The 24,269-nt window shown below is 49.2% G+C and carries 23 protein-coding genes; 14 read left to right on the top strand and 9 right to left on the bottom strand.

The window, feature by feature from the left end:
* Positions 1–31: 31 nt before the first annotated feature.
* Together Dvar_RS31800 and Dvar_RS31805 are read left to right on the top strand one after the other, a co-directional pair.
* Entirely contained in the window at positions 32–337 is a 306-nt protein-coding gene (locus Dvar_RS31800) for a hypothetical protein (protein ID WP_419657148.1), read from the top strand.
* Positions 337–750 carry a PIN domain-containing protein gene (locus tag Dvar_RS31805; RefSeq protein WP_419657149.1) on the top strand — a complete coding sequence of 138 codons (414 nt, stop codon included), beginning with the start codon at positions 337–339 and terminating at the stop codon, positions 748–750. The genes Dvar_RS31800 and Dvar_RS31805 overlap by 1 nt, the downstream gene beginning before the upstream one ends.
* A gap of 22 nt (positions 751–772) precedes the next feature.
* Here the strand turns inward: Dvar_RS31805 and Dvar_RS31810 are convergent, their stop codons facing one another.
* From Dvar_RS31810 to pspA, 3 genes are read right to left on the bottom strand one after another with little or no spacing between them, the layout of a single operon-like run.
* Positions 773–1,195, bottom strand: a complete 423-nt coding sequence (locus Dvar_RS31810) for a PspC domain-containing protein (protein WP_419657150.1) — start codon at positions 1,193–1,195, stop codon at positions 773–775.
* A gap of 17 nt (positions 1,196–1,212) precedes the next feature.
* On the bottom strand, positions 1,213–1,455 hold the full coding sequence (locus Dvar_RS31815; RefSeq protein WP_419657151.1) for a phage-shock protein: 243 nt from the start codon (positions 1,453–1,455) through the stop codon (positions 1,213–1,215).
* A gap of 27 nt (positions 1,456–1,482) precedes the next feature.
* Positions 1,483–2,208 carry a phage shock protein PspA gene (gene pspA / locus Dvar_RS31820; RefSeq protein ID WP_419657152.1) on the bottom strand — a complete coding sequence of 242 codons (726 nt, stop codon included), beginning with the start codon at positions 2,206–2,208 and terminating at the stop codon, positions 1,483–1,485.
* A 175-nt stretch (positions 2,209–2,383) separates the two neighbouring features.
* Between pspA and pspF the strand changes: the two genes are divergently transcribed.
* On the top strand, positions 2,384–3,439 hold the full coding sequence (gene pspF, locus Dvar_RS31825) for a phage shock protein operon transcriptional activator (protein WP_419657153.1): 1,056 nt from the start codon (positions 2,384–2,386) through the stop codon (positions 3,437–3,439).
* A 104-nt stretch (positions 3,440–3,543) separates the two neighbouring features.
* Here pspF and Dvar_RS31830 read toward each other — a convergent pair whose 3' ends face one another.
* From Dvar_RS31830 to Dvar_RS31845, 4 genes are all read right to left on the bottom strand, one after another.
* Positions 3,544–5,373, bottom strand: a complete 1,830-nt coding sequence (locus Dvar_RS31830; protein WP_419657154.1) for a M14 family metallopeptidase — start codon at positions 5,371–5,373, stop codon at positions 3,544–3,546.
* 64 nt (positions 5,374–5,437) lie between these two features.
* Entirely contained in the window at positions 5,438–5,566 is a 129-nt protein-coding gene (locus Dvar_RS31835) for a hypothetical protein (RefSeq protein ID WP_419657155.1), read from the bottom strand.
* Between the two features lie 616 nt (positions 5,567–6,182).
* Complete coding sequence (locus Dvar_RS31840; protein ID WP_419657156.1) at positions 6,183–6,656, bottom strand: response regulator; 474 nt, start codon at positions 6,654–6,656, stop codon at positions 6,183–6,185.
* 16 nt (positions 6,657–6,672) lie between these two features.
* Positions 6,673–8,229 carry a PAS domain S-box protein gene (locus Dvar_RS31845; RefSeq protein ID WP_419657157.1) on the bottom strand — a complete coding sequence of 519 codons (1,557 nt, stop codon included), beginning with the start codon at positions 8,227–8,229 and terminating at the stop codon, positions 6,673–6,675.
* A 589-nt stretch (positions 8,230–8,818) separates the two neighbouring features.
* Here Dvar_RS31845 and Dvar_RS31850 point away from each other — a divergent pair.
* From Dvar_RS31850 to Dvar_RS31860, 3 genes are all read left to right on the top strand, one after another.
* Positions 8,819–10,642, top strand: coding sequence for a transporter substrate-binding domain-containing protein (locus Dvar_RS31850; RefSeq protein ID WP_419657158.1), 1,824 nt, complete (start codon positions 8,819–8,821; stop codon positions 10,640–10,642).
* 336 nt (positions 10,643–10,978) lie between these two features.
* Positions 10,979–11,566, top strand: a complete 588-nt coding sequence (locus Dvar_RS31855; RefSeq protein WP_419657159.1) for a PEP-CTERM sorting domain-containing protein — start codon at positions 10,979–10,981, stop codon at positions 11,564–11,566.
* A gap of 187 nt (positions 11,567–11,753) precedes the next feature.
* Entirely contained in the window at positions 11,754–12,971 is a 1,218-nt protein-coding gene (locus tag Dvar_RS31860; RefSeq protein WP_419657160.1) for a D-alanyl-D-alanine carboxypeptidase, read from the top strand.
* A 245-nt stretch (positions 12,972–13,216) separates the two neighbouring features.
* Here the strand turns inward: Dvar_RS31860 and Dvar_RS31865 are convergent, their stop codons facing one another.
* Entirely contained in the window at positions 13,217–13,594 is a 378-nt protein-coding gene (locus Dvar_RS31865; RefSeq protein ID WP_419657161.1) for a Fur family transcriptional regulator, read from the bottom strand.
* A 479-nt stretch (positions 13,595–14,073) separates the two neighbouring features.
* On the opposite strand from Dvar_RS31865, the gene Dvar_RS31870 reads away from it, so the two are divergent.
* The 7 genes from Dvar_RS31870 (at position 14,074) to Dvar_RS31900 (ending at position 22,745) form a co-directional block, all read left to right on the top strand.
* Positions 14,074–15,477, top strand: a complete 1,404-nt coding sequence (locus Dvar_RS31870; protein ID WP_419657162.1) for a nucleoside recognition domain-containing protein — start codon at positions 14,074–14,076, stop codon at positions 15,475–15,477.
* A 165-nt stretch (positions 15,478–15,642) separates the two neighbouring features.
* Positions 15,643–15,804, top strand: coding sequence for a 50S ribosomal protein L33 (gene rpmG / locus Dvar_RS31875; RefSeq protein WP_419664191.1), 162 nt, complete (start codon positions 15,643–15,645; stop codon positions 15,802–15,804).
* A gap of 10 nt (positions 15,805–15,814) precedes the next feature.
* Complete coding sequence (locus Dvar_RS31880) at positions 15,815–17,239, top strand: dihydrolipoyl dehydrogenase (protein WP_419657163.1); 1,425 nt, start codon at positions 15,815–15,817, stop codon at positions 17,237–17,239.
* A 58-nt stretch (positions 17,240–17,297) separates the two neighbouring features.
* Positions 17,298–17,633, top strand: a complete 336-nt coding sequence (locus tag Dvar_RS31885) for a hypothetical protein (RefSeq protein ID WP_419657164.1) — start codon at positions 17,298–17,300, stop codon at positions 17,631–17,633.
* The gene (locus Dvar_RS31890; protein WP_419657165.1) at positions 17,630–18,355 is read left to right on the top strand and encodes a hypothetical protein; all 726 of its coding nucleotides are present in this window, start codon (positions 17,630–17,632) and stop codon (positions 18,353–18,355) included. Before Dvar_RS31885 ends, Dvar_RS31890 begins: the two co-directional genes overlap by 4 nt.
* A 30-nt stretch (positions 18,356–18,385) precedes the next feature.
* On the top strand, positions 18,386–20,029 hold the full coding sequence (metG, locus tag Dvar_RS31895; RefSeq protein ID WP_419664192.1) for a methionine--tRNA ligase: 1,644 nt from the start codon (positions 18,386–18,388) through the stop codon (positions 20,027–20,029).
* Between the two features lie 625 nt (positions 20,030–20,654).
* The gene (locus Dvar_RS31900) at positions 20,655–22,745 is read left to right on the top strand and encodes a TonB-dependent receptor (RefSeq protein ID WP_419657166.1); all 2,091 of its coding nucleotides are present in this window, start codon (positions 20,655–20,657) and stop codon (positions 22,743–22,745) included.
* Positions 22,746–22,830: 85 nt separating this feature from the next.
* Here the strand turns inward: Dvar_RS31900 and Dvar_RS31905 are convergent, their stop codons facing one another.
* Positions 22,831–23,826, bottom strand: a complete 996-nt coding sequence (locus tag Dvar_RS31905) for a CobW family GTP-binding protein (RefSeq protein ID WP_419664193.1) — start codon at positions 23,824–23,826, stop codon at positions 22,831–22,833.
* On the opposite strand from Dvar_RS31905, the gene Dvar_RS31910 reads away from it, so the two are divergent.
* Complete coding sequence (locus tag Dvar_RS31910) at positions 23,716–23,985, top strand: hypothetical protein (RefSeq protein ID WP_419664247.1); 270 nt, start codon at positions 23,716–23,718, stop codon at positions 23,983–23,985. The genes Dvar_RS31905 and Dvar_RS31910 overlap by 111 nt on opposite strands.
* The last annotated feature ends 284 nt before the right edge of the window (positions 23,986–24,269 follow it).

Genomic DNA, 24,269 nt, shown 5'->3' on the forward strand with positions numbered 1-24,269 from the left:
TAACCGGTAAACACATATAAAGGCTTGAAAAATGCTGAAATTATATTCCGTTAAAGAGATCGCGTCGTTTTCCGGGCTTACGGATAAGCGGATTCGTCAACTCGGGCCGGAGCTGATTAGATTTGGTCATGCACAAAAGGTTGGAAAGATTCTGGTTCTGGCCGATACGGCGATTGATTATATACAAAACCGCCCTGACGGACGTGGGAAATTAAAAGACGAACCGTCAACCGAAAAAAAAATATCACCCAACGTCTCAGCACTGGTTGGTATTTTGAAGGGTAAAGATGTCTCAGAAGAAGATTACAGAGCCTATCTCCGCGAGAAGTATCTTTGATGAAAGCGATTGTCGATACCAACGTGGTCCTGGACGTTCTTCTTGAACGTGATCCTTTTGTGAAACCGGCCGTCGAGATTTTTTCACTTGTGGATGAACAACGTATCGGTGGATTCATTTGTGCAACAACCGTCACAACCGTTGATTACTTGTTATTAAAATCCCTTCCTAAGATAAAGGCCCGCGATGCCCTTCGTTTACTTATCCGTATATTTGAAATTGCCGCCGTCAACAGGATGGTAATTGAAAGAGCACTCGTCAGCGGGATTAAAGATTTTGAAGATGCCGTTCTGGATGAATCCGGTAAATTAGCAGGCGCTGATGCTGTTATTACCCGCAACGACAAAGACTTCGTAAAATCCACATTAAAGGTTTTTACTCCGCATGAATTCCTTGAACTGATAAATCATTGATTGCCTGATAATGAAAAACGCATCAGGAATTGAGTCGCTGCTCCCAATCAAATTCTTTATCGGTAACCAAATCCTCCATGCGCTGAATGCGGCGATTTAAATTCTCAAACCGTCGTTTCATGCGATAAACCGATCCTTTCCTTGAGTGGGTATAGCTGTCATAGAATTCCTGTTCTTCAAGACTCTCCAGGGGGATTGCCGGTTCCATCTTCATGATTACGGCAGCCAACAGATATAGTACCACGATTGGCCAGAATCCGCTGAAAATAAAAACAATGATTCCAATTGTCCTCAACCAGAAAACCGAAAAATCAAAATAATCGGCGATTCCTTTGAAAACACCCAAAATCACGCCGTTTCGGGATCGATACAGTCTATTTTCAAGACGACCAGATCGTTGGTAGTGACCGTTCCCGGAATATTGTCTATCACGATAGATATTCATTTATTACATATCCTTTATTACGTGTTCCTTTTTTCCTTTTCCAAAAGAAGCGTTTCAAGCGCTTCCACACGCGCTTCCATTTTGGTCAGGCCATGATAAATTTCTTGGATCATTTTGGCTTCTTCGTCGGCCAGTGTCCGGCCGCCTTTTGAAACACCTCCCTTGATTATTTTGATGGCAAAAAGGATTGTCACCGGAATGATCGCCAGTGCGATAATGATGCTACCAAATACGATGGCCACGATAAGCACCTGATCCATGACGGTTTTCTCTCTCCCTTGGCATTTTTATTCGGGTATTTCCGGCTGATTCGTTTTTTCTCGTGATTTCAGTGCGGCCAGTTCGCTTTCAATTTCCTCATCGGCCATCAGATGATCGAACTTGTCCTCGAGCGTTGGTTGTTTACCAACATTTACCAGATCCGCTTCAGACTCAAGCCGTTCGATCCGGTTCTCAAATTGGTTAAAGCGCAGTATGGCCTCCTCACTGTCCATTCGCCGGATCTCTTCCTCTGCCCGAATTTTCTTCTGGGCGTGAATGTGCCGTTGAACCAAAATACGTTGTTTTTCGCGCGCCGATCGCAGTTTATCTTCCAGCTCGAAGATATCGGATTTGTATTTATCCACCAATTCATTGAATTCAGACAGCTCAGCCTCCAGGGATTGCGCTTTTCTCGAATACCTGCGCTTTTCGACCAGGGCCTCCCTGGCCATATCATCACGGCCTTTGCTCACCGCAAGCGTGGCCTTGTCGTTCCAGCCTGTCTCTCGGGCCCTGACCTCATTGAGCTGGCGCTCGACCGTTTTCCGATTGGCCATCACCCCGGCACACGAGGATTTAATTTCGACCAGCGTATCTTCCATTTCCCGAATCATCAAGCGAATCATCTTTTCAGGATCCTCCGCCCGGTCCAACATGGAATTGATGTTCGCGCTGACGATATCTCTAAACCTTGTAAAAATGCCCATGGCACCCCCCATTAATTTTTTTTTGAGTAACGGTTTTGTCTTCATAAAGAGCACCATTTGTGCCAGACAATTTTTTATACGCAATATCAAGGGGTTAAAATATTTTCGACTTAACACAGGCATTATAAGTTGGCATTTTAGGCCAATTTTTGGTTGAATCAACCAAAAATACACAAAATTAGCCATGGGTACATCACCACATACCGCCAATGGAGGCTATATGCCATCTTCACCCCGTCAGGAACCCAGCGAGGCCTTGGGGCAATCTGAAGTATTTTTGTCGTTCCAGGAAAAAATCTCGAAAATCGCCCCGGTCAACCGCCCGGTCCTGGTTATCGGCGAACGCGGCACGGGAAAGGAATTGGCGGCGTCGAGGCTTCATTTCTTGTCCACACGCTGGCAACAACCGTTTGTGACCATCAACTGTTCCAGCCTTTCCCCATCCCTAATTGAATCGGAATTGTTTGGTCATGAAAAAGGCGCGTTCACCGGAGCCAGCCAGAAGCGGTTGGGACGGTTTGAGATGGCCGACCAGGGCAGTTTATTCTTGGATGAAATCGGGAACATTCCCTTGGAAGCCCAGGAAAAAATTTTACGGGTGGTGGAATACGGCACGTTTGAACGCGTGGGCAGTTCAAGCCCCTGTCATGTGGATGTGCGAATTATCGCCGCCACCAATGCTGATCTGCCCGCCCTGGCTGAGAAGGGGCAATTCATGCGCGATCTTTTGGACCGGCTTTCATTTGAAGTCTTGTACATGCCCCCGCTTCGCCATCGAAAAGGGGATATCTCACTGTTGGCCAACCATTTCGCGGCCCGCATGGCATTTGAAATGGGATGGGAAGACCTGCCCCGGTTCAGCAGGCAGGCCCTTTCAACACTCGAGGCCTACGCATGGCCCGGAAATATCCGCGAACTGAAAAATGTTGTGGAGCGAGCGGTTTACCAGTCAGCATCCCCAATCATACGCACCATTGTATTCAACCCGTTTAAGAATCCATATGCACCCGCCGCGGCAACGGAAAAACCAAACGACCAGGAACCCGTGCCGGACGCCTCTGCCCAACCGGTAGTCGACGATACTGTTCTTGATAAACCACTTGACCAAGCCGTTTGGGAGCTGAAAGTGCAATTATTGAAACATGCGCTGATCAAAGCCAATTTCAATCAAAAGCAAGCCGCCCGGCTGCTCGGCATGACCTATCATCAGTTTCGCGCACTGTATCGGAAGCATAAGGAAGAAGTATACCCCGTGCACCATTCTGATGCATCTTGAACGGCTCGGATGTGTCAAAATGCCCGGTTCCCGGCCCACCATGTAGATTCGCGCGTTCATATGCATCAGCAAGGTTTCGGGGTATCCGGTGAGAACGACGACCATTACCTTTCATCTGCCGCAGTGGGCCAATGGGTCGTAAATCTGAAAATCTTTTCATCATTTGGACGGAACTGATCCAGCCGTAGCACAGTCCACCCACGTCTTACCCGCACGCTTAATTCGTAATCCCTTTCATTTTCCAGCTCGAATGCAAAACTGTCCATGCTTTTCTCCCGTTGTTCGAGCGAAAACCGTCTGGATTGTGAAGCGTCGACAGTCCAGGCTGCCGTCTCATCACTATCGTATGGCCTTGATTTCAGCTCTACAGTGACGGTGCATCGGCGTGATGATCGCAATCTGCCGTAGTTCTGAACCCAGTAGTAAAGCGTATAGCTGTCATGCGGATAGAGCCAGTCAAAAGCCTGCCGAGCCACGTACCATAAACCGGGGCTGGGTTGGTTGATAAAATTGAGAAATGCCGGATGGCTGGATATCGCTCCTGGAGCGCCCGGGCCGTCCACACCAATCTTGGCCGCCAGAATGCCCAAATCTCTGAGAGGGCTGCCGTTGGCGTCATTGGTGTCAACAGCATGCGCTTCATCGTCGTCAAATACAATGCCGGTGGTAGTGGCACTGCCCGGTGCGTCCGCCTGGCCAACCAGGTAGGTCGCCATGGGAAAAAAACTATCATGGATCAAGTTTCTCACCCTCGAGCTGGAGGGATGAAAGGTGTTGGATTGATCGGTTTCTCGGTAACGGAATTCAGAGGTTTCATAATCCGTACCCCGGCGGGGGTTGTACGGAGGCAGTTCGATAAGAAAGGATTGGATGTGCTGATTCTCCTGGAGCCAGGCCGTAAACTGGCCGCCTCCCGTACCGGTTCGGTATCGGCTGTCAAGCGTAAAACGAGTGACAAAGTCATACAGCCTTAATCCGTAGAAGAACCAGTCCCCAAGCGAAGATCCTGCGGCCGGGGGGTCGTAAATCCGCCTGGCCAGGTTTTCCAACCCGCGATCCCACTTTTCAATAGCGCGCTGTTTCATTTTTACGCCGGACTTGTCATCGGTTCCCCATCCATTCCAGATGCGTTGACTGCAGCTGTGAACATCCACGGCCATGCAAATCCAATGGTTCTGAACAAACTGCATGAGCGCTGCCGTTTCATAGTTGGAGGATGGTGCCAGACCTTCGAAATGCCGGTCCCAGCCGCAGCCCGCATCATCGGCGGTTCCCCATCCAGTGGGGAAATTGCGGGCAAGATCCACTGCGGATGGACAATCCCTGAAGTCGGCGGTGTGACGCCAGCCGTATTGCGTATTGCCAGCGCCCCTGTAAAAATCTTCAGGATCACCGGAATTCAGGTCATCGATAATCCGGCCGGCAGGGTTTGCCATGGGAATCATCCAGACGGCAACCCGTTTCAGCAAAGCATATTCAGGACTGCCGGCGTTCTGGGCACTTTCGATCAATTCCTGCGCGAACGCAAGCAGACTTTCGGTTGCGAGCCATTCACGACCGTGAATACCGCTCACAAACAAAATAGATGGGATGGCATCGCCGCTGTCTTGAATTTCAAGTTCTCCGACCGGCCCTATCCGCAGGGCGTATATGTCATATACGGTCGTTTGGCCATTAAACGGGATGTTAATGGAGTGTCCAATCGATTTCAAGGTTACCAGATCGGGGTAGGCCGTTTGCAAATCTTGTAGAAGATCGGCCATCTCGTCATAGCTCGTGTAATCCATCTTATTGTTGGCAAGCTCGCCACACACACTGCCAACCCATACGCCTGAGAGCAAAAGAAGATAAAGTACCATCAGCATCATTTTTACTGAAAATGAGCCCGCGAGCGTTTTTCTGCTCATTTCGAAGGTTGTTTCTTGTATTTTCATATTTTGCCCTCCCGTGGAACGGGGCGAATTGGTACGATATGTTACTGCAATGAAACCAGAATAATTATGACAGGAAAAACGGTTCAGCACCCCACCATTGTCTTTTCTTCTTAAAATCAAACCAGTTGTTCTTTTTAAGAATAACCGTAAACGGCATCCGGCAAGGCAGTACAGCATTCGTTAATCGTTTCATTTTATTTACCTCCTGAACCCGTGTGCATGAAATACCAGAAGTAGTATGATTACTTTTAGCAAGTTACAAAGCAACTCGTGTGCCATTGAAATTATTTCTATTTAAATATGAATGTTAGCACTTTTTTTGGGAATCATTTGCCGAAAAATTGATGATAGGATTGAATCAAAATGAAGCATAAAGAACTGTTGCCAATATATAACTATTTACTATTACAATATAATAAATTTATTGCATCAAAACAAGGCATGTACTTCCACCATACAGAATGAAGCAGCAAAGCAGTAGATTCGTGACTGCCGATCGGGTTGCCATTCCATTCGATTCCAGTGGAATGATCGGAAAAAACGGATCGAAATTCCAGGAAAAAAAATAATTGCTCTTCAGGAGGAAGCATGAGGGTGAAGCCATGAAGAACTCTTGTGATAGTTATGTTCTGCTTTCGGCTTTGTGGTGCGTCGACTTATTTGCTGTTCTTTCGGTTCCATCCAGAACCTCCCGAATCTTCACGGAAAGTTCCTGTTTGGAGAACGGTTTCTGAATAAAGTTCACACCTTCATCCAATACCCCGTGATGGGCGATGACATTGGCTGTGTAGCCGGACATGAACAGACGTTTAAGATCCGGATAGAAGGCCCAATATATTCTTTGCCAGGTTCCGACCGTTCATTTCAGGCAGGACCACATCTGACAGTAGCAGGTGAATCTCACCGCCGTACGTCTTGGCAAGCCGAATGGCTTCACCAGGGGTTTTCGCACCCACCACCTTGTAACCCATTTCTTCCAGCATCATCACAGTCAATTCCAGGATTGCGGGTTCGTCTTCCACCAGCAGGATCGTTTCGCTGCCACTTTCATCGTATTGTACCTGCTTATTATCCTCCACATGTATTGTGCCGGAAAGATGCCGAGGAAAATAAATCTCGAACGTGCTCCCTTGTCCCAGCTCAGTGTGGATGTTAATAAAGCCGTTATTTTGCTTGACTACCCCGTATACCGTTGACAACCCCAACCCCGTTCCCGTTCCCGTTCCTATTTCTTTTGTGGTGAAAAAAGGTTCGAAGATGCACGCCTTGGTTTTGGCGTCCATACCGCATCCATTGTCGCTAGCAGCCAGGCTTCCATCCCAGGTCGATATCCTCACCGATCAGCCGCTGCAACATTTTGATCATACCATCTACAGCCTTGTTAAGATTGAGTACTTTGGGGGCGATGGTTTGTTTGCGGGCAAAGGCCAACAGTTGGCGCGTCAATTCGGCGGAGCGCTCTCCGGCATTTTTAATTTGTTTCAGTCGGGCGTACAGAGGGTGGTTCGGATCCTTATCATCCATCGCCAATCCGGCATGGCCGATGATGACACTGAGCATCTTATTAAAATCATGGGCCACACCGCCGGCCAATTTTCCCACGGCTTCCATTTTTTGGGATTGGAGCAGTTGGCCTTCAAGATTCTCTTTTTCTTTTTCAACCCGTTTCGTCTCTGTTAGATCTCGAAATTCAACAACTCTCACATTTTTTCCCTTGTAGGGAATATTTCGCGCCTCTATGCGAAGCGGATAAACCTCGCCGTTTTTACGTACGCCGTTTACTTCATAGGGCTTTTCATATCCGGCGCTGATATTCAGGACTACTTTTTCCCGGGTATCGTCGGAAATAAGCGATAGCCCGTCCATCCCGATCAGTTCCTGGTAAGCGTAGCCTGTAATTTCCGACAAGCCTTTATTGCATTCAATGATGCGACCTTTGTCATGGATGGCAATACCACCGAAGGAGGCATTGTGCAGTGCTTTGAAACGTTCTTCACTTTCTTTGAGCGCGGCCTCGGCCTGCTTGCGCTTGGTGATGTCTCGTGTGGTACCGATGATGCCGGTCGGTGCCCCTGTATCACCCCGTATGAACGAAGCATTGACCTCAATCGGTATAATGCTGCCGTCTTTTCGGATTGTGTCGAGTTCCAAAAAGATGAATCGATCTGGATCAACGCCAGGCTCTCCTTCCCTGGCCATCTCTTTTGAAAAGGTTTGGATCACCTTCTGATAGGATTCGGGGGTGAAGGTGTTTTCCAATGGCAATTGCATCGCCGCTTCAGGTGTATAACCACGCAGTTTCTTCACCGACGGGCTGATATAGGTGTGCTTTAGATTCATATCCATTGACCAAATCACATCCGTTACATTGTCAGCCAGCATTCGAAAGTTGCGCTCGCTTTCCCTTAACGCCTTTTCAGCCATTTTACGGCCCGTGATGTCGCTTGCTATGAAAAGCAAACGTGTTTCACCTTCAACGTCTATGGGTACGGCCGAATAATAACAAAAAATTTTAGATCCGTCGGCTCGGGTTGCCTCCAGTTCAAAATCCCGGACATATCCATCATGATTTAAATTTGCCAGAATCTGCCTGCGATCTTCACTTTTCAGCAATCCAAGTTCTGTTGCTGTCCGACCTATCGCTTTTTCTCGATCAAACCCGGTCATACGCGAGAATGCATCATTTAAATCAAGACAGCGTCCTTCTTCGATCGTGGAAATCGTCATCAGAACCGGTGCACTGTGAAACGCCTTGGAGAATTTTTCTTCGCTCTTCTGCAAGCTATCCAGCGCCAGTCGGAGATCGGTAATGTCCTGATGGGCGATCAGGAAAAAAGGTCCGTCGGGTTCTGCCATTCCAACTTCCATTCGAAACCAGCGACGAACTGTCGGTGAATGACAGGGATATACCATCGTGAATGTCTTGCGGCCCCCATTGATTACTTCCTGGATTCCCTTTATCGCCCTTTCGGCGTCCGCATCGTTTAAGTTCATCAATGACTTTTGGCAAGTGTCAAGATAATTTGTTCCAACACCCGCATTAGAATGATTCGGGAAGTCATTTTCGATGGCGAATTTCCGCCATGCCTCATTAACAGCAACAATTTCTCCTTCAGCATTAATGATGGCAATCGTTGCGGACAGAACATTCATGAAACTAAAATCTGGGTCTATCTTTTTGGCTGCTCTATTTGACATTTTTAAGACCAGACGTAATCTTGACCAAAATAATTAAATCTTCGAAAGGCAGGTTTACAATTAAAAAATACCAGTTTAACATCAATGATATACTTTAACTAAATCATACAAGAAATCAAAAAGACAATAATAAATTCGGCGAAAAACAATCTGCCATCACAAACCATCTGTTTATTTTACTTTTCCATGATTGCCAATGATTGTGATGTTCAATAAAAGCAAAATAAAAATTGGGTGTCATTATTTGATGGTCCTGTTCCTGTGCGTTTCTACTCAATATCGCGTAGAGGCCTCGGACAGAGGAATCTCGGTTATCGGAGATCTTACCCATCAAAGTGGGAAGCTTGGTAAATATATCGCGTTGATCATTGGAATCAACGATTATCATGATCCAGAAATTCCGAATCTTGCCACAGCTGTTCATGATGCGACAATCATGGCAGACCTGTTAAGAGACCGATACGGTTTTCAGGTTCAACTTCTTTTGGATCAAAAGGCCACGCGAAAGGCCATTTATCTGGCATTGCGACGGCTGGTAAATTCAACAGAATCGAACGATTCCGTTGTAATCTATTACGCAGGTCATGGCGACCTGGATCGAACATATAACGATGGATGGTGGATACCAGCCGATGCTGTTGGTGGAGACCCGCTGACATACCTTGAAAATGTTCAGGTACAAAAAGCCATGCGCAGCATGAAGGCGCGCCACGTTCTGCTTATTTCCGATTCTTGCTTCTCTGGTAGCCTGTTCGGTCGAACCAGAGCCATGCCCCAGGTCATCGATGATAAATACTACATGAACCTATACAATGAAAAAAGCCGCTGGGGAATGACATCGGGAAACAAAACACCTGTATCTGATTTGGGGAGGGGCGGACATAGTGTGTTTGCCTACCAGCTAATCAAGGAACTGACAGATAACAGAAAGCCTTTCATTACCGCGCAGGAACTGTATACGCGCATTGCTCCAATCGTGAGTAACAACTCGGAGCAAACACCGCTTTGCCGCCCCATCCGAGGGGTCGGCGATCAAGGCGGTGAATTTATCTTCGTATCGACCAATGAAAAGAAAGCTGGGCGGCCATTAAAGGGCAAAATCGTCGACCAAGTCAGTATAGATGATCAACGAAGGCAACTCGAAAGCGAGCGAAAAGCGTTGGAGCGTCTGAAGATTGAACTTGAACATAAAAAAATTGAAGCGGAACGTCAGAGAATTCAAGCGGAACGGAGGCGGATTGCGGAAAAGAAGAACGAATTGTCGGGCTCCCCATCTACTCAATATGCCGCTGTTTCTGCAAAAGCAAAAAACGAACACCTTGAGTTTCTGACCATTGATTCTATCCTGAAAGATGAAATCGTGCAAAACGGCGAACTTCGCGTAGGGTTTGAATCAGGATATCTGCCGTTCGAAATGACGGATAAAAAGGGAAAATTTATCGGATTCGACATCGATATCGCCAAGGAAATGGCCAAGGAAATGGGTGTCACCTTCGTTCCCGTAAATACGCAGTGGGAAGGTATCATCCCAACGCTGATTCGGGGAAAATTTGATATTATCATCGGAGGCATGACGATTACCGAAGAACGAAAAAAAGTTATCGATTTCTCAGCCCCTTACATCATTGTCGGAAATACGATCCTTTTACATCCAAAACACCGGGAAAAGGTCCTGTCCTATAACGACCTCAACAACCCAAAATACGTTATCACTTCAAGGATGGGAACGACAGGAGAACTGATCATCAAACGCAAGATTCCCAAAGCTATGTACAAAGGATACCAATCGGAAACCGAAGCCGCTATGACGGTGGTTAACGGACATGCCGATGCCTTTGTCTACGATCTTCCATTTTGCTCATTATTTCTGGCTTCCACCGGTGCCGACAAACTGATTCATCTCAATGACCCGATCGTCTCAGAACCATTGGGGTTTGCCATTCGAAAAGGCAATCCGGAATTCGTTGCATGGTTGAATCGCTTCCTGGTACAAATCAAACGTGACGGGCGTTACGAAACAATTTACGATAGATGGATAAATCGTGTTGATTGGAAAGATGAGCTTAGATAATTAGTTTATCTTAAAAAATTGTCAATTATGCGCATTATTTGATTGGTAAAATGAATCAATGCCATTTTATCTGGGATTTATTGGTCTATCTCGCTGGTTAAAGGAAAAATTTTTCTCGTTTTCCATCCCACTCCTTTCGAATTATAAAAAAATTTTCATACTTTTGTGTCATGTTTAAGTAAACATTTTTTAAAACATTGTAATTATACATTTAAAAAAAATACTAATTTTGCATGTTTTTTGCTGAATGTCAGTATAGTGTTTTTTTATCAAAGGTTTTTATGTTTACATTTAGGCCAAAAGTTTGAATGTTTCAAAGAAAGGAAAGTAATGAGAATGAAAAGGCTATCTATTTTAATGACAATTTTTTTATTGCTGATAGGCATTCCTGGGATAGCAAGTGCGTTGTCATTTTCTAATACAATCGATTTCGTCGAAGATGTATGGCATGATGGAACAACATATAAATTAATTGACGACACATTTATTGGAGATCCTTATCCATATATTTATATGCATACCATAAACTTTGAACCTGCCGCCCTATCCGTTGATAGTGCCACATTATCGATAACCCATTCAGGCAATATAGATAACCGATTTGAAACATGGCTACTTGACGATACCGGAGGTGCCGCATGGGTAGGTGACTTGTCAAGATCAACGGAAACGTGGGCAACAGATACTTTCGTATTGCCGACTTCTATTTTTAGTGGTGTTTCTGGAACGAATTGGTCAATTCAATTCCGTTTTACCGAAGGGACCAGCGGGTTTCTTGATTGGGATTCTATTCGGTTGGGCAGTAGCACCCTGGAAGGTGAATACACCGCAGCCCCAGTCCCCGAACCTGCAACAATGCTTCTTCTATGCACGGGTCTGATTGGTTTAGCCGGTGCAGGCAGAAAAAAAATCTTTAAAAAGTAACTTCAATAATTTAATAAAAGCATTAGCAGGGTCACCATCTTTGGCTCTGCTAATGCTTTTTTTATGTGTTTGAATGGTTTTGACCGATACTTGCTGACCTGATATGAACCTACTGTTATCTTTAAAAAAAATAAAGACACGGTCGACATCTTTCCATGATCCGGTGAAACCGAGGAGTTCTGTTTTCGTGAAAAAGTATCTGATCGGGTGGGCGTGTTTGATTCTATCGGCCGCGATCCCGGCCGCCAATGCGTCGCGACTGCCGGCATCTTTCTCGGAATCGGACCTTTTCAAGCAGCTTTCGGCGCTGGCGGGCCCCCAGGATGCCATCCTGGTCGCCGCACCGGATGGTCGGACCCTGGCAGCGATTCATGCGGATCGTCCGCTGGTACCGGCCTCAATCCTCAAATTGCTGACGACCCTGGCGGCGCTTGAAAAATTGGGTCCTGATTACCGGTTCAAAACCGATTTCTATCTGGATCCACGCGACAATCTGAAAATCAAAGGGTACGGTGATCCCCTGCTGATCTCCGAAACGCTGAAAGTCATCGCCGGGCAACTGGCGCCGCTTTTTCCGGTTGTCCATGACCTGGTTATGGACGACTCCTTTTTCGCGCAACCGATTCGCATTTCCGGCCGCGGCAATTCCACACAGCCTTACGATGCACCCAATGGCGCCCTGTGCGTCAATTTCAATACGGTTGCCTTCAAAAATGTAAACGGCCAATGGGTCAGCGATGAACCCCAAACCCCGCTTCTGGCATCGGTGATTCCTAAAATCGCCGCCTCGGGCATCACCCGGGGTCGCATTACCCTGGCCGCCGACCGATTCGAAGCCCTGCAGTATGCCGGCGAACTCTTGCGTTTTTTTCTGAAGCAGGCAGGCGTGCAGGTGACCGGCGGGGTCATCAACAGCCGGATCGATCCCACTGCGGATGCGTTGGTGTGGTCATACCGGTCAGATGCCACACTCGACCTGGTGGTGAGCAAACTTCTGGAATTTTCCAACAATTTCATCGCCAACCAGATTTTCCTGGTCATGGGCGCGGAGATTCTGAAGCCGCCGGCCACGGTTGACAAGGGGCTGCAAGTCTTGAGAGGCTACTACCGCGATAGCTTGGGCATTAAAACCGGGCGTATCGTCGAGGCCTCGGGTCTCTCCCGGGAAAACCGCATTACCGCCCGGGCGATGCTCAGGATCTTGGAGCACTATGAACCCTATCATGGTCTGATGCGCCGCGAAGGTCGCCAGTATTACAAGACCGGGCATCTGAAAGGCGTGCGAACGCGGGCCGGCTTCTTATCCGGCAACCACGGTGGACTGTATCGCTTTGTGGTCATGTGCAACACGCCGGGTAAAAGCACGGACGCGATAATGCGTGCCATCGAAAGGCATCTGAATTGAGGCATTAGATGAAAAACACCTCCACAATTTTTACGCGTGGTCCCGGCCGATAAGTTTGATTGGCTGCGCCACAGGTTTTTTGAGCCTATCGGATCGTAATATTTCCGCTTTCCGTGAACCAGAATCCTGGAAGCCGTACGCATCTTATCCCTTCCACAACGCATAAGTCTGTCCATACTCAAAACCCATCCTTTGATAAAAACAAATTTCTATCATGCGCCGGATGCATTGGTGAATCGAAAGCGTCACATTGCTGCCTCGGCGCAAGATGGGCAAACACCGAATAAGAATATTTCGTGATCTTCCACGACAAATCCATCGGGGGCTGCGTCCTCCTTCAGGGCGCAACCGGGAAGCTCAAAGACGCGGTTGCACTTACGGCAATGAAAGTGGTGGTGATGCCCCCTTCCGGTGCGTTCATACAAGGCTCCGAGAGATGGATGGGAAATCCGTTTCAACCACCCGTCCTCGATAAGAAGCTTGAGATTCCGGTAGACCGTTGCCTGGTTGAGCGATTCCACAAGCTTGCGGCCGTACATTAAAACCTCATCCACGCCCAACGGCCTTTCATGTTTTCTGAAGACCTGCTCTATGGCTATTTTTTGTGTGGTGTTGCGTCTCACAGTCTGACCCTTCTTTGTTAAGAGTTTAGGATTTGTCAGTTATTATTGCAAGTGCTTTCGCCATAAGCTTGACACGCCATACTTCTGGATATATTGTTGCAAATGCACTTGCAATAGCATTAACATTCTTGCATGAGGAAAAACAATGCGCAGGAAATGGCTTTTGCCTCTGATAACCACTTGTATCCCATATGATTAATATAATAGCCGGCATTGGGAAAGGCAGGCGCTTCCAAACAAAACATGCTGGTAAACCAAAGGGAAATCGTTCCAAATGAAAACCAAAAAAACTTTTGACGTGATCGTGGTCGGCGCCGGTGCGGCTGGCATTGGCATCGGCATGGCGCTCAAAGCGCGTCGGTGTAAATCGATGATCCTTTTACAACTATATTGATACACCCGGCCTCCTGCGACATTCGGACAGCGCTGCGTGTCGCGAAACCCTCGCTGCGCTTGCCGAAAGCGAAAGCGTCCTGCTGGTGGTCAACGCGACCCACCTCGACCAGGACCTGGAAGACCTGCTTGGACTGGTCGAAAACAAACACGGTGCCGTTGTTGTGACCTTCTGGGATAAGGTGGTCCGCCTGCCGGATGCCGGTGAACGCCTGGCGGAATTGAGCCGCCGGGCGGCCATTCCCATCATCCCCGTGGACGCCCGGCGGTTGTCCGAGGCCCACCGTCAGGACATCCGCCGGGCGGTGGGTGAAGGACGGAAGTTTCCGCCGGGCCCCCTTTCCCAGCGGGCTGGATGGACGGTGGCGCCTTCGCGTACCCCGTTCGACATACCGGTTATCGGGCAGATTCTGGCCCTTGCACTGTTGATCCTGCCAGCATGGTTCGCCGCCCAATATGCCAATGCCCTCGCCGACCGCCTTTTCGAGCCGCTGAGCGCGCTCATTGCGCCGCTGCTCAGGACGGTCGAAGTGTGGCCCGGCCCGCTCGCCTCGATATTCGGTGGCGACTACGGATTCGTGGCCATGTTTCCCTTCCTGCTCCTCTATTCCGTGCCGACGGTGCTCTTCTTTGCCGTCGTCATCGCGCTGCTTAAATCTTCCGGCCTGGTCGACCGGATGACGGTGTCGCTCCATCCCTTGATGCTCCCCTTCGGCCTGGCCGGACGCGATCTGGTTCGTGTAATGATGGGGTTCGGCTGCAACGTCCCGGCGGTGGTCAACACCCGCGCCTGTTCCTCCTGCTCCCGGGCCAACTGCGTCATGGCCATCGGCATCGGCGCGGCGTGTTCCTATCAGTTGCCGGCAACCGTCAGCGTGCTGGCAGCGGCAGGCATGACGGTTCTGGTTGCGCCGTATCTTCTGTTCCTGGCGGTTGTCACACTCTTGCTGTTGGCGCTGTCCGCGTCCCGCGCCTCTCGTGATCCCAAGAACCACCTGTTGATTGAGGGACGCGCATTTTTGCAGTGGCCCCAAGGGAGCGCGATTCGACGCGAGGCGGCTCACGTGGTGAACCAGTTCTTCACTGTTGCACTGCCGGTCTTTTTTATGATCTGCGTCCTGGCGGCGCTTCTGGCCTGGTCCGGAGTGCTGGACGCTTGCAGCCGGCTGATGGGACCGGTGATGTCGCTTTTCAATCTGCCGCCGGAAGCAGCCCTGGCCGTAGTCTTAGGTTCCATCCGAAAAGACGGGTTGGCCATCGGACTTCTGAACATGGAGGCCGGTAACCTCAAGGTACCCCTTGAAAGCCCGGTGCAGGTGCTCACAGCGGTAGCGCTGGCGGGCATTTTTCTGCCGTGTCTGGTGACGGTACTTGCCATCGCCCGTGAACTCGGTTGGCGGTTCGCGATTCGCATGATGACCCGGCAGGCCACCGCCGCTGTTATCAGCTGCCTGGTACTGGCTTGGGGCGGTTCATTGTTCTATTCATAAAGAGGCCCGACCGATAGCGTCTTTATCTATAGAAGCGCAAGAGGCTCACGAGGATAGAGAACGACGTAGAGCGAATTAGGTGCTGGCCAGACTAAGACACTTTCCACATGGGGTTCAAGGCATGCCTTGCATAGATGGCATATTACTGCCGGAAGGAGAAATATGATGGCCAAATCAGGAAATCGAATTATCGTTAAATTGAAAAGCACGCAAAGCGCTTACTGTTATACCACCACCAAAAACAAGCGCAATACACCGGGCAAACTGGCACTTCGCAAATATGACCCGATTGTCCGAAAGCACGTCCTGTTTCGCGAATCAAAGTAAAAGGAAACCAATGAAAACCTATGATTTGATCGCCATCGGCACCGGTTCGGCCATGATGCTGGTGGAACCTTACATAGAGATGCATCCCGGTGCCAAAATCGCCGTGATCGACAAGGACCCACCGGGTGGCATCTGTCTGACCAAAGGCTGCGTGCCCACCAAAATGCTGCTGTATCCTGCCGAGGTCGTTCGCATCATCGAAGAAGCACAAGGACTCGGCATCCGCACGGATACCATTGTCCCGGATTTTGAAAACATCATGAAGCGCGTGCGCAGCAGCACCGGGGCCGAAATCCAACGGATCGAATCCGGTCTCAAAAACGCCAAAGACATCGATTACTACAGGGCACCGGCCCAGTTCACGGCACCGTATACCCTGAAAATCGGTGGCAAGGACCGCATCAAATCCCGGCTGATCATTTTGTGCACCGGATCCAGACCCCATCTGCCGGATATCGAAGGGCTCGATCGCGTCGCGTACCACACCAGTGATACCATCCTTGACATCACCACCCTGCCGAAATCGGTCGCCATCATCGGCGGCGGCTACATTGCAGCGGAATACGGCCATTTTTTTGCGGCCATGGGCGCCGAGGTCACCCTAATCGGCCGAAACCCGCAATTTCTTCCTGAAGAAGAGCCTGAAGTCAGCCGGCTGGCGACAGCCAAAATGTCGTCCCATATGAACATCCTCAAGGGTCACGAGGCCCTGCGATTGTCGGAGGATCCATCCGGGCTAAAGCAGGTGGAGGTGCGGCACCGAAGCTCCGGCCGCCGTATTTCGGTGACCGCCGAACAGGTGCTGGTGGCCACCGGCCGTTCACCCAACACCGATCTGCTGCAGCCCGCACTGTCCGGCATCCAGGTCGACGAGGCCGGCTGGATCGTCACCGATGAATACCTGGAGACCAGCCAGCCGAATATCTGGGCCTTCGGGGATGCCAACGGCAAACACCTCTTCAAGCACGTCGCCAACCATGAGGCCCAAATCGTCTATTACAATGCCCTGGAGAGGGAACGGATCAAGGTCAATTACCATGCCGTACCCCATGCCGTGTTCACCTGGCCGGAAATTGCCTCGGTGGGAATGAAAGAGGCCGATGCGGTCCAGCGTTTCGGCGCCGATAATGTGCTGATCGGGTTTCAGCGATTTGAGCACACCACCAAAGGGGATGCCATGGGACTGAGCGGGTATTTTGCCAAGGTCGTTACAGGCGATGACGACAAGATCTTAGGCGCCCACGTCATCGGCCCGCAGGCATCCGTACTCATACAAGAAGTGGTCAATTTGATGTACACCCCCCAGCGGGTGATCACTCCCATCGTTGCCGGCATGCACATTCATCCCTCCTTGAGCGAAGTCATTGAGCGGGCATTTTTAAGCCTGATGCCCCAGCCGCACTACCGGCAGCTTCTCCAAGGCGGCCGACTCTGACGTATCTTTTACGATTGTGCCGTGAAACAAATCCGCGAATACAGGAGGTTGAGCTTCAATGGATCTGTTTTTGTATAACACGCGCGCGCGCCGCAAAGAGATCTTCACCCCCATACAGGCAGGTCAGGTGGGGCTCTATACGTGCGGCCCCACCGTTTACCATTACGCCCACATCGGCAACCTGCGAACCTATGTGTTTGAGGGTATTTTAAAGCGCGTTTTAATCTATAACGGACTGCAGGTAAAACATGTCATGAATATCACCGATGTCGGCCACCTGACCGGCGACCGAGACATGGGTGAGGACAAGATGGAAAAGGGCGCGAGGGGCGGACCGCCTGGGAAATTGCCGCGTTCTAAACGGCGGCCTTCAAAGCGGATCTGGTCCATTTGAATATCATCGAGCCCACGATCTGGTGCAAGGCAACCGATACGATTCCCGAGCAGATCAGCCTGATTGAAACCCTGGAAGACAAGGGATACACCTACCGAACCGGGGACGGTATCTATTATGATACTGCAAGGTTTGAAAACTACGCGCAGCTGTCGCGCCAGGACAGGAACGCCCTTCAAGAGGGGGCCCGGGTCGAAAAAAATCTGGAAAAACGCAATCCCACGGACTTTGCCCTCTGGAAATTCTCCCCGGAAGGCGTCCAGCGGCAAATGGAGTGGGACTCACCGTGGGGCACCGGGTTCCCCGGTTGGCATATCGAGTGCTCGGCCATGAGTATGAAATATTTGGGTGACCAGCTGGACATCCACTGCGGGGGAACCGACCATATCGATGTGCACCACACCAATGAAATCGCCCAGTCGGAAGCGGCCACGGGAAGCCGGTTCTTCAATTTCTGGATGCACGGGGAGTTTCTCAACATCCAGGGCGGCAAAAAAATGGCCAAAAGCGAGGGGAATTTTCTTACCCTGGAAAACGCCTTTATCAAGAACGATATCGATCCGCTCGTTTACCGTTACGCGACGTTTCACAGCCATTACCGTAAACCCATGGTGTACAGTGACGATTCCATTGCCGCCGCCGGAAACGGTCTGCGTACCCTGCGGAGTCAGGTCGCCCGGCTGGTGGAAAACGCCAGTGGGCGAAAAGGCCCCCATCGATGATGGTTTCCGCAAACACTGAGCAAACGAAATATTTTGGTTACGAGCGCTTTGCCCTACGCAAACGGCCCGATCCACATTGGACACCTGGTCGAATACATCCAGACAGACATCTGGGTCCGTTTCCAAAAGATGCGGGGACACCGATGTTTCTATGTTTGCGCGGACGACGCCCATGGCACCCCCATCATGTTGAAAGCAAAGGAGCGCGGTATTACCGCTGAGCAACTCATCGCAGACATGTGGAAGGATCACCGACAGGACTTCGACGGTTTCCGCATCAAATTCGACAATTACTATTCGACGCATTCAGAGGAGAACCGGGAAATCGTCGCGCTCATCTTTGGGCGGCTTGTAAGCGGCGGCCATGTGTACAAGAAAGTTGTTTCCCAAATGTTTGATCCACAACAAAAGATGTTTTTGCCTGACCGCTATGGGAAGGGACGCTGTCCTCGGTGCGGCGCAGCGGACCAGTACGGCGACAACTGTGACGTTTGCGGAGCCACGTATTCTCCGACTGACCTCATCGAGCCTTACTCGGCGATTTCCGGAGCAGTCCCTGTACTGCGGGACTCTGAGCACTATTTTTTCAGGCTACCCGACTTCGAGTCCGTCCTTAGGGACTGGATCGGCTCGGGCGCTGTGAGCGACGCTGTGGCCAAAAAGCTTGATGAGTGGCTAAGCGCAGGTCTTCGGGACTGGAACGTGTCTCGTGACCAACCTTATTTTGGCTTCGAGATCCCCGGCCTTGAGGATGGGAGCGGCCCCAAAAAGTTTTTTTATGTTTGGCTGGACGCACCGATCGGCTACATGGCGAGCTTCAAAAATTTTTGTGGCACGTCGGGAAACGACTTCGATGAATTTTGGGGGAAGGAATCAAAAGCTGAGCTTTACCACTTCATCGGTAAAGACATCACGTATTTTCACACCCTGTTTTGGCCGGCGGTGCTCAGCGGAGCAGGGTTTAGGCTTCCAAGCAAGGTCTTCGTGCACGGTTTTTTGACTGTTGACGGCAAAAAGATGTCCAAGAGTAAGGGCACGTTTGTTCGTGCAGCAACTTTTTTGGAGCACTTGGACCCGGACTTTTTGAGGTATTATTTTGCTGCGAAGATCGGTGGCGGAGTCGAGGACTTGGATCTTAGCTGGGACGACTTTGTTTCGCGGATCAATTCTGACGTCGTCGGCAAGATTGTAAACGTGGCTATTCGTTGCGCCGGTTTTGTTTCGAAGCGGTTCGACGGTAGATTGTCAGGCAGCCTTGCGAGGCCAGAACTTTTTGACGAATTCGTCGATCGGTCTGATTTGATTGCTAAGCTGTATGAGTCCAGAAATTTTTCTGGTGTTGTCAAGGAGATCATTGCGCTTGCCGGTCTCGCTAACCAGTTCATGGATGACGAGAAGCCCTGGGTTTTTGCTAAGGATGAGAAAACCTTGGGTCGATGCCATGATGTGTGCACAACAGGCATCAACCTTTTTCGATTACTTGTCGGATTTTTGGGGCCCGTCGTTCCAGGTATTGCTGGCGCCGCACAAACGTTTTTAGGGGAGTCTCCCGTTTCTTGGGCCAGTTTGGCTCGACCACTGCTTGGTTGCCCCATCAACAAATATCGTCCTTTGGCTGTTCGTGTTCGTCGTGGTCAAGTCGATGCCGTGTTGGAGGCGTCTAAAGTTATTTAGAAATAGGGGCACTAAGGCTGGTCGCTGTGGGTGTCATTATTCGCAATCCTGCGAGGTCCTCGAACACTTTGTATCCTTCAACCGTTCCGTATATTTTTTCCAAATGCCCTTTTTTTCTTTGGCGCTTGAATTGGCAGAAGCGTCCTTCTTTTTTGATTCGTTTCCTTCACCGTGGTCAGTAATTGTCTTTGATGTATTCATATGTAACCTTCCTTTCAGGTTCCATTTTTACGTGTTTTGATTTTATTATTGAAATAATAAGGTCTATTATCGAAAATACAATTTTAAAATATTGTTGCGGTTGCTTAGGAACCGTTTGCCAGGGTTTCTTATCCATGTTTGCAATTAAGCACCCCACGGACTTGCGTCCATATGTGAGGACCTCATTCCCGCCCAAAGGTCTTTCGTAATACCTGAAGGCCTGCTCTAAGGCCATTTTCTGAGTTGTGTTACATCTCAAGGTTCCAGACTCCTTTATCAATAATTTTAGCGCCGCTCCTCTTTATTGCAACTACTCTCGCAATAATATTGACAAAAATCGATTTGTCGCACTATACATGCAAATGCAAAAGCATTTGCATGTATAAACATGATTTGAACTTTATCCGTCAATTGGGAGGGGAGGATGAAACCTATTGGTAAAATGGAATCTGTTGTCATTGCGTTGGTTTTTCTGACGATTTCCGGTTTTTCATATGCACAAGACACAAGCGATATTGACAACTCGCCAACAGCTGATCCTCCCAATGAAATACTCGAGCTTGAAACCATCGTTGTGACTGGGAGTGCAACGGATGATGAAAAACAAGAAATCGAAAGCCGCAAGCTGAGAGTGCATAATCTGGTCGATTTCGCTGAAATCCTTTCCGACGAATTGGTCGAAGTGTCGATGATACGCAAAGGCGGCTATGGCAACGAGGTTAGCGTGCGAGGCTTCGGCCAGGAGAATTTCAAGGTGCTGCTGGACGGCGGAATCCTCGAAGGCGCCTGCGGCAGCCGCAAAGACCCCCATCTTTCCCATATCAACATGCTGACGGTGAAAAAACTGAAAGTCCAACAGGGGCCTTTTGACGTCACAAAGCTGGGTGCGTTGGGCGGGTATGTAGATGTGATCACCAAGAAACCGGAGCCCGGTTTCAATGGCGAAATCCTTGGAAAGGTTGGAAGTTACGGCTTTTACAGCGGCGGTGCGACCACCAGCGGCGGCAGCGACAACATTCAAGGGCTTCTCGGGTATAACTATTCCGAGTCGGATCAGTACGAGGACGGCTCCGGCAACCCGCTCTGGAAAGTGAGGGAAGGTCTGCCCGCATCCTATAACCAAGAGGGGCGTGACGCCAAGTCGTTTCAGAAAAACGACATCTGGGGCAAACTGCAATTTACGCCGAGCGACAGCCATACAATCCTGCTTGAGCATACCTACGGAAAGGCGGAAGACATTCTCACGCCCCGCGTCGCATTCGACACGGAAGAAGAGATCACCAACCTGAGCAAAGCAAGCTGGGAGATGCGCAATCTTGGCGATCTGTCGAAAAAACTCACCCTTTCGTTTTACCGCAACGAAGTGGACCATTACCCCTTCCAGGACTTGCGCAATGTGGCTGTTCCGAAAAACAACAAGGTTGAGTCGGTGATTACAGGCAGCGCCATTCAAAATGTAACCCAAACCGATTTTGCTACGTTGACCTATGGCATTGATGTGTACCACCGGGATTGGTGGGGAGATGTCTATAACAGCCTGACGGGCGTTAAGCTCAATGACAACCTCATTCCTGCCGTCCAGTCAATGGACATTGGCGGGTACGTTCAAATGGATAAGGATTTCGATAAGTGGGCTGTTGGATTGGGATTGAGATATGATCGCTTCGAGCAGGAGGCTGATGAAGAATTGGTTTTTACAAGCGCCGTTACGAATGAAAATCGCAAAGTTGATGACCTTCTCGGTGGTCATTTCTCAGTCAACTATTTCCTGAACGACAGTGCGATGCTTTTCGGCGGCCTCGGACGCAGTTATCGAACCCCGACATCAAGTGAGCGATATATTCAGGGCAACGCCACTTTCTTCGGCAACCCCAATCTCGAACCGACAGCCAACACAGAGTTGGACTTGGGGTTCAAATTTGAGCGCGGAAGATGGATGTTCCAGGCCAAGGGTTTCTACTCCGATCTAAAAGATTATATTTATCAGGAGAATAACCTTGCGGGGTATCGAAGCTACACGAACATTGATGCCCACATCTATGGAGGGGATATCAAGGCGGGTGTCGATCTGATTTTTGGGTTTTCCCTGGATGGAGGACTCGCTTATCAAAGAGGCCGCAAGGACAGTTTCCCCGACAACAACAACGACAAAGACCTCGGGCAAATAGCGCCACTAAAGAGCAGATTGGCACTGAATTACAAGAACGAGCAACCGTTGGGTCAAAAGGACACCGGGCTATTCGGAACCGTTGAATGGGTCCATTCCGACACGGCCAAGGACATCGATACCGAAGCCGGCGAGCAGGAACTTGCAGCGTGGGATATCATGAACCTGCGAGTGGGGTACCAGTTCAAGTGGTGCACACTGAATGTGGGCATGGATAATGTTTTCGACCAGACGTACAAGGTTGCGAATTCTTATGAATGGGACGTAATCGGTGGGACCGGTGCCAATCCGGCGATTGTCAACGAGCCAGGAAGGTTCATCTATGCATCTTTGGGATTTAATTGGTAGCGCTACATTTGTAAGGAAAAACCTGATTGACGATGGAATCCAAGCTTTTTTTTCTATGGAAGACCGATCAGCGATTGTTCTGGGTTTAAGCCAGGCAATCGTTAAATTTGCTCTCGATGTCAGATCTTTTTTTCCAGCCGGACTTTCCGATGAAAACCAGGCGCGTTTCCATTGGAAACGCTTCTTTGTTAAAGTGTACATCAATATCAATCCATTGTCCGACCAGATTCAGAAGCACCGTTGGATGTTCCAAATCATCCCAATACAAGATTCCTTTGGCTCGGATGATATCAGGCGGGATGTTATTCAGCACTTTTTTAAATGCCCTCTTCGTGAAGGGCGCCACAGATTTGAAACTCCAAGACTCAAATACCAAGTTGTGGCTTTTCATTTGATGGGAGGGGACGGCCGGTAAAATACCAGCGATTCTTCCCTGACCGCTTGCTTCGTGAACGTGAATATCCATTTCTTTAAAACTCCCCGCACCTTTTGGTTCAGGGAGTTCTTTGAATCCCAAAACCAAATCAAGCGGCACCTGACACCGAATTGATTCCAGCATTACAGCGCTAGGGGATATTTTTCTGATGAAATGTTTTACCTGCTTCAGGCCCTGGGAATCGATCAGATCGGTCTTGTTCAAGATCAGCAAATTGGCAGCGTCTATCTGTCGACCGACCAGTTCAAGGTATTCTCCATCGATCTTTAGCAATTGACTGCAGTCGATAACGGTAAACAGCCCGTCAACATGCAGGTGAAACCTGAGTAAAGGAGATGAGAGGGTGTTTAACACTTGGACCGGATCGGCGGCACCGCTGCACTCTACGATGATATGGTCAGGTTTTTCTACCTGCTTCATCAGGTTTATCACACCGGTTAACAAATCCTTTTGTATGGTGCAGCAGATGCAGCCGCCAGTTAGTTCGATCTTTTTTAGATCACGTCCGACAATCAGATCGCTGTCGATATTGATTTGACCGAAATCATTGACCAGAACGGCAATTTTTCTGCCCTGATGATGCCGGACAACGTGGTTGAGCAACGTGGACTTGCCTGCACCGAGAAATCCGCTCAAAATCGTCACCTTGACTCTTTTGGCCTTAATCTCAGCAATATCGATCATTATTTCTTCTTCATTTCCTTGCCACAGCACATCAGCGGAACGCTGCAAGCATCTCCAGATCCTGCAGTACAGGTGCAGGTCTTTTTTACTTCCAATTCAAGTCCGCAAGCATCGCAATAATATAGATCTCCTTCTTTCATGTCACAACAATTTGCCATGGTGTAGCCTCCTTTGGTTAGTATTCCGTTGGTTAGTATACAGGGGTGATTGTTTCACAACGATTTGGACAGATGCAAATAATTTTATCGTCCAAATTTTGACATTACAGGTTTTAACACTCTGATTATATTATTTTTTATCAAATCATTAGGCCTTCAAGGTTGAAAACTTGATATGCAACAATATTGCATTATGTTGATTGATGCAATGTTTATTTCCAAAGGCTAATGATGGACATTTTGGAT

This window comes from Desulfosarcina variabilis str. Montpellier, from assembly GCF_048565275.1.
Lineage (GTDB): Bacteria > Desulfobacterota > Desulfobacteria > Desulfobacterales > Desulfosarcinaceae > Desulfosarcina > Desulfosarcina variabilis.

Bases quoted from the DNA above. Each gene is read 5' to 3' on its own strand.
- Dvar_RS31800 (WP_419657148.1), top strand. From the start codon at position 32: ATGCTGAAATTATATTCCGTTAAAGAGATCGCGTCGTTTTCCGGGCTT.
- Dvar_RS31805 (WP_419657149.1), top strand. From the start codon at position 337: ATGAAAGCGATTGTCGATACCAACGTGGTCCTGGACGTTCTTCTTGAA.
- Dvar_RS31810 (WP_419657150.1), bottom strand. From the start codon at position 1,195: ATGAATATCTATCGTGATAGACAATATTCCGGGAACGGTCACTACCAA.
- Dvar_RS31815 (WP_419657151.1), bottom strand. From the start codon at position 1,455: ATGGATCAGGTGCTTATCGTGGCCATCGTATTTGGTAGCATCATTATC.
- pspA (WP_419657152.1), bottom strand. From the start codon at position 2,208: ATGAAGACAAAACCGTTACTCAAAAAAAAATTAATGGGGGGTGCCATG.
- pspF (WP_419657153.1), top strand. From the start codon at position 2,384: ATGCCATCTTCACCCCGTCAGGAACCCAGCGAGGCCTTGGGGCAATCT.
- Dvar_RS31830 (WP_419657154.1), bottom strand. From the start codon at position 5,373: ATGAAAATACAAGAAACAACCTTCGAAATGAGCAGAAAAACGCTCGCG.
- Dvar_RS31835 (WP_419657155.1), bottom strand. From the start codon at position 5,566: ATGAAACGATTAACGAATGCTGTACTGCCTTGCCGGATGCCGTTTACG.
- Dvar_RS31840 (WP_419657156.1), bottom strand. From the start codon at position 6,656: ATGGACGCCAAAACCAAGGCGTGCATCTTCGAACCTTTTTTCACCACA.
- Dvar_RS31845 (WP_419657157.1), bottom strand. From the start codon at position 8,229: ATGGCAGAACCCGACGGACCTTTTTTCCTGATCGCCCATCAGGACATT.
- Dvar_RS31850 (WP_419657158.1), top strand. From the start codon at position 8,819: ATGGTCCTGTTCCTGTGCGTTTCTACTCAATATCGCGTAGAGGCCTCG.
- Dvar_RS31855 (WP_419657159.1), top strand. From the start codon at position 10,979: ATGAAAAGGCTATCTATTTTAATGACAATTTTTTTATTGCTGATAGGC.
- rpmG (WP_419664191.1), top strand. From the start codon at position 15,643: ATGGCCAAATCAGGAAATCGAATTATCGTTAAATTGAAAAGCACGCAA.
- Dvar_RS31880 (WP_419657163.1), top strand. From the start codon at position 15,815: ATGAAAACCTATGATTTGATCGCCATCGGCACCGGTTCGGCCATGATG.
- Dvar_RS31885 (WP_419657164.1), top strand. From the start codon at position 17,298: ATGGATCTGTTTTTGTATAACACGCGCGCGCGCCGCAAAGAGATCTTC.
- Dvar_RS31900 (WP_419657166.1), top strand. From the start codon at position 20,655: ATGAAACCTATTGGTAAAATGGAATCTGTTGTCATTGCGTTGGTTTTT.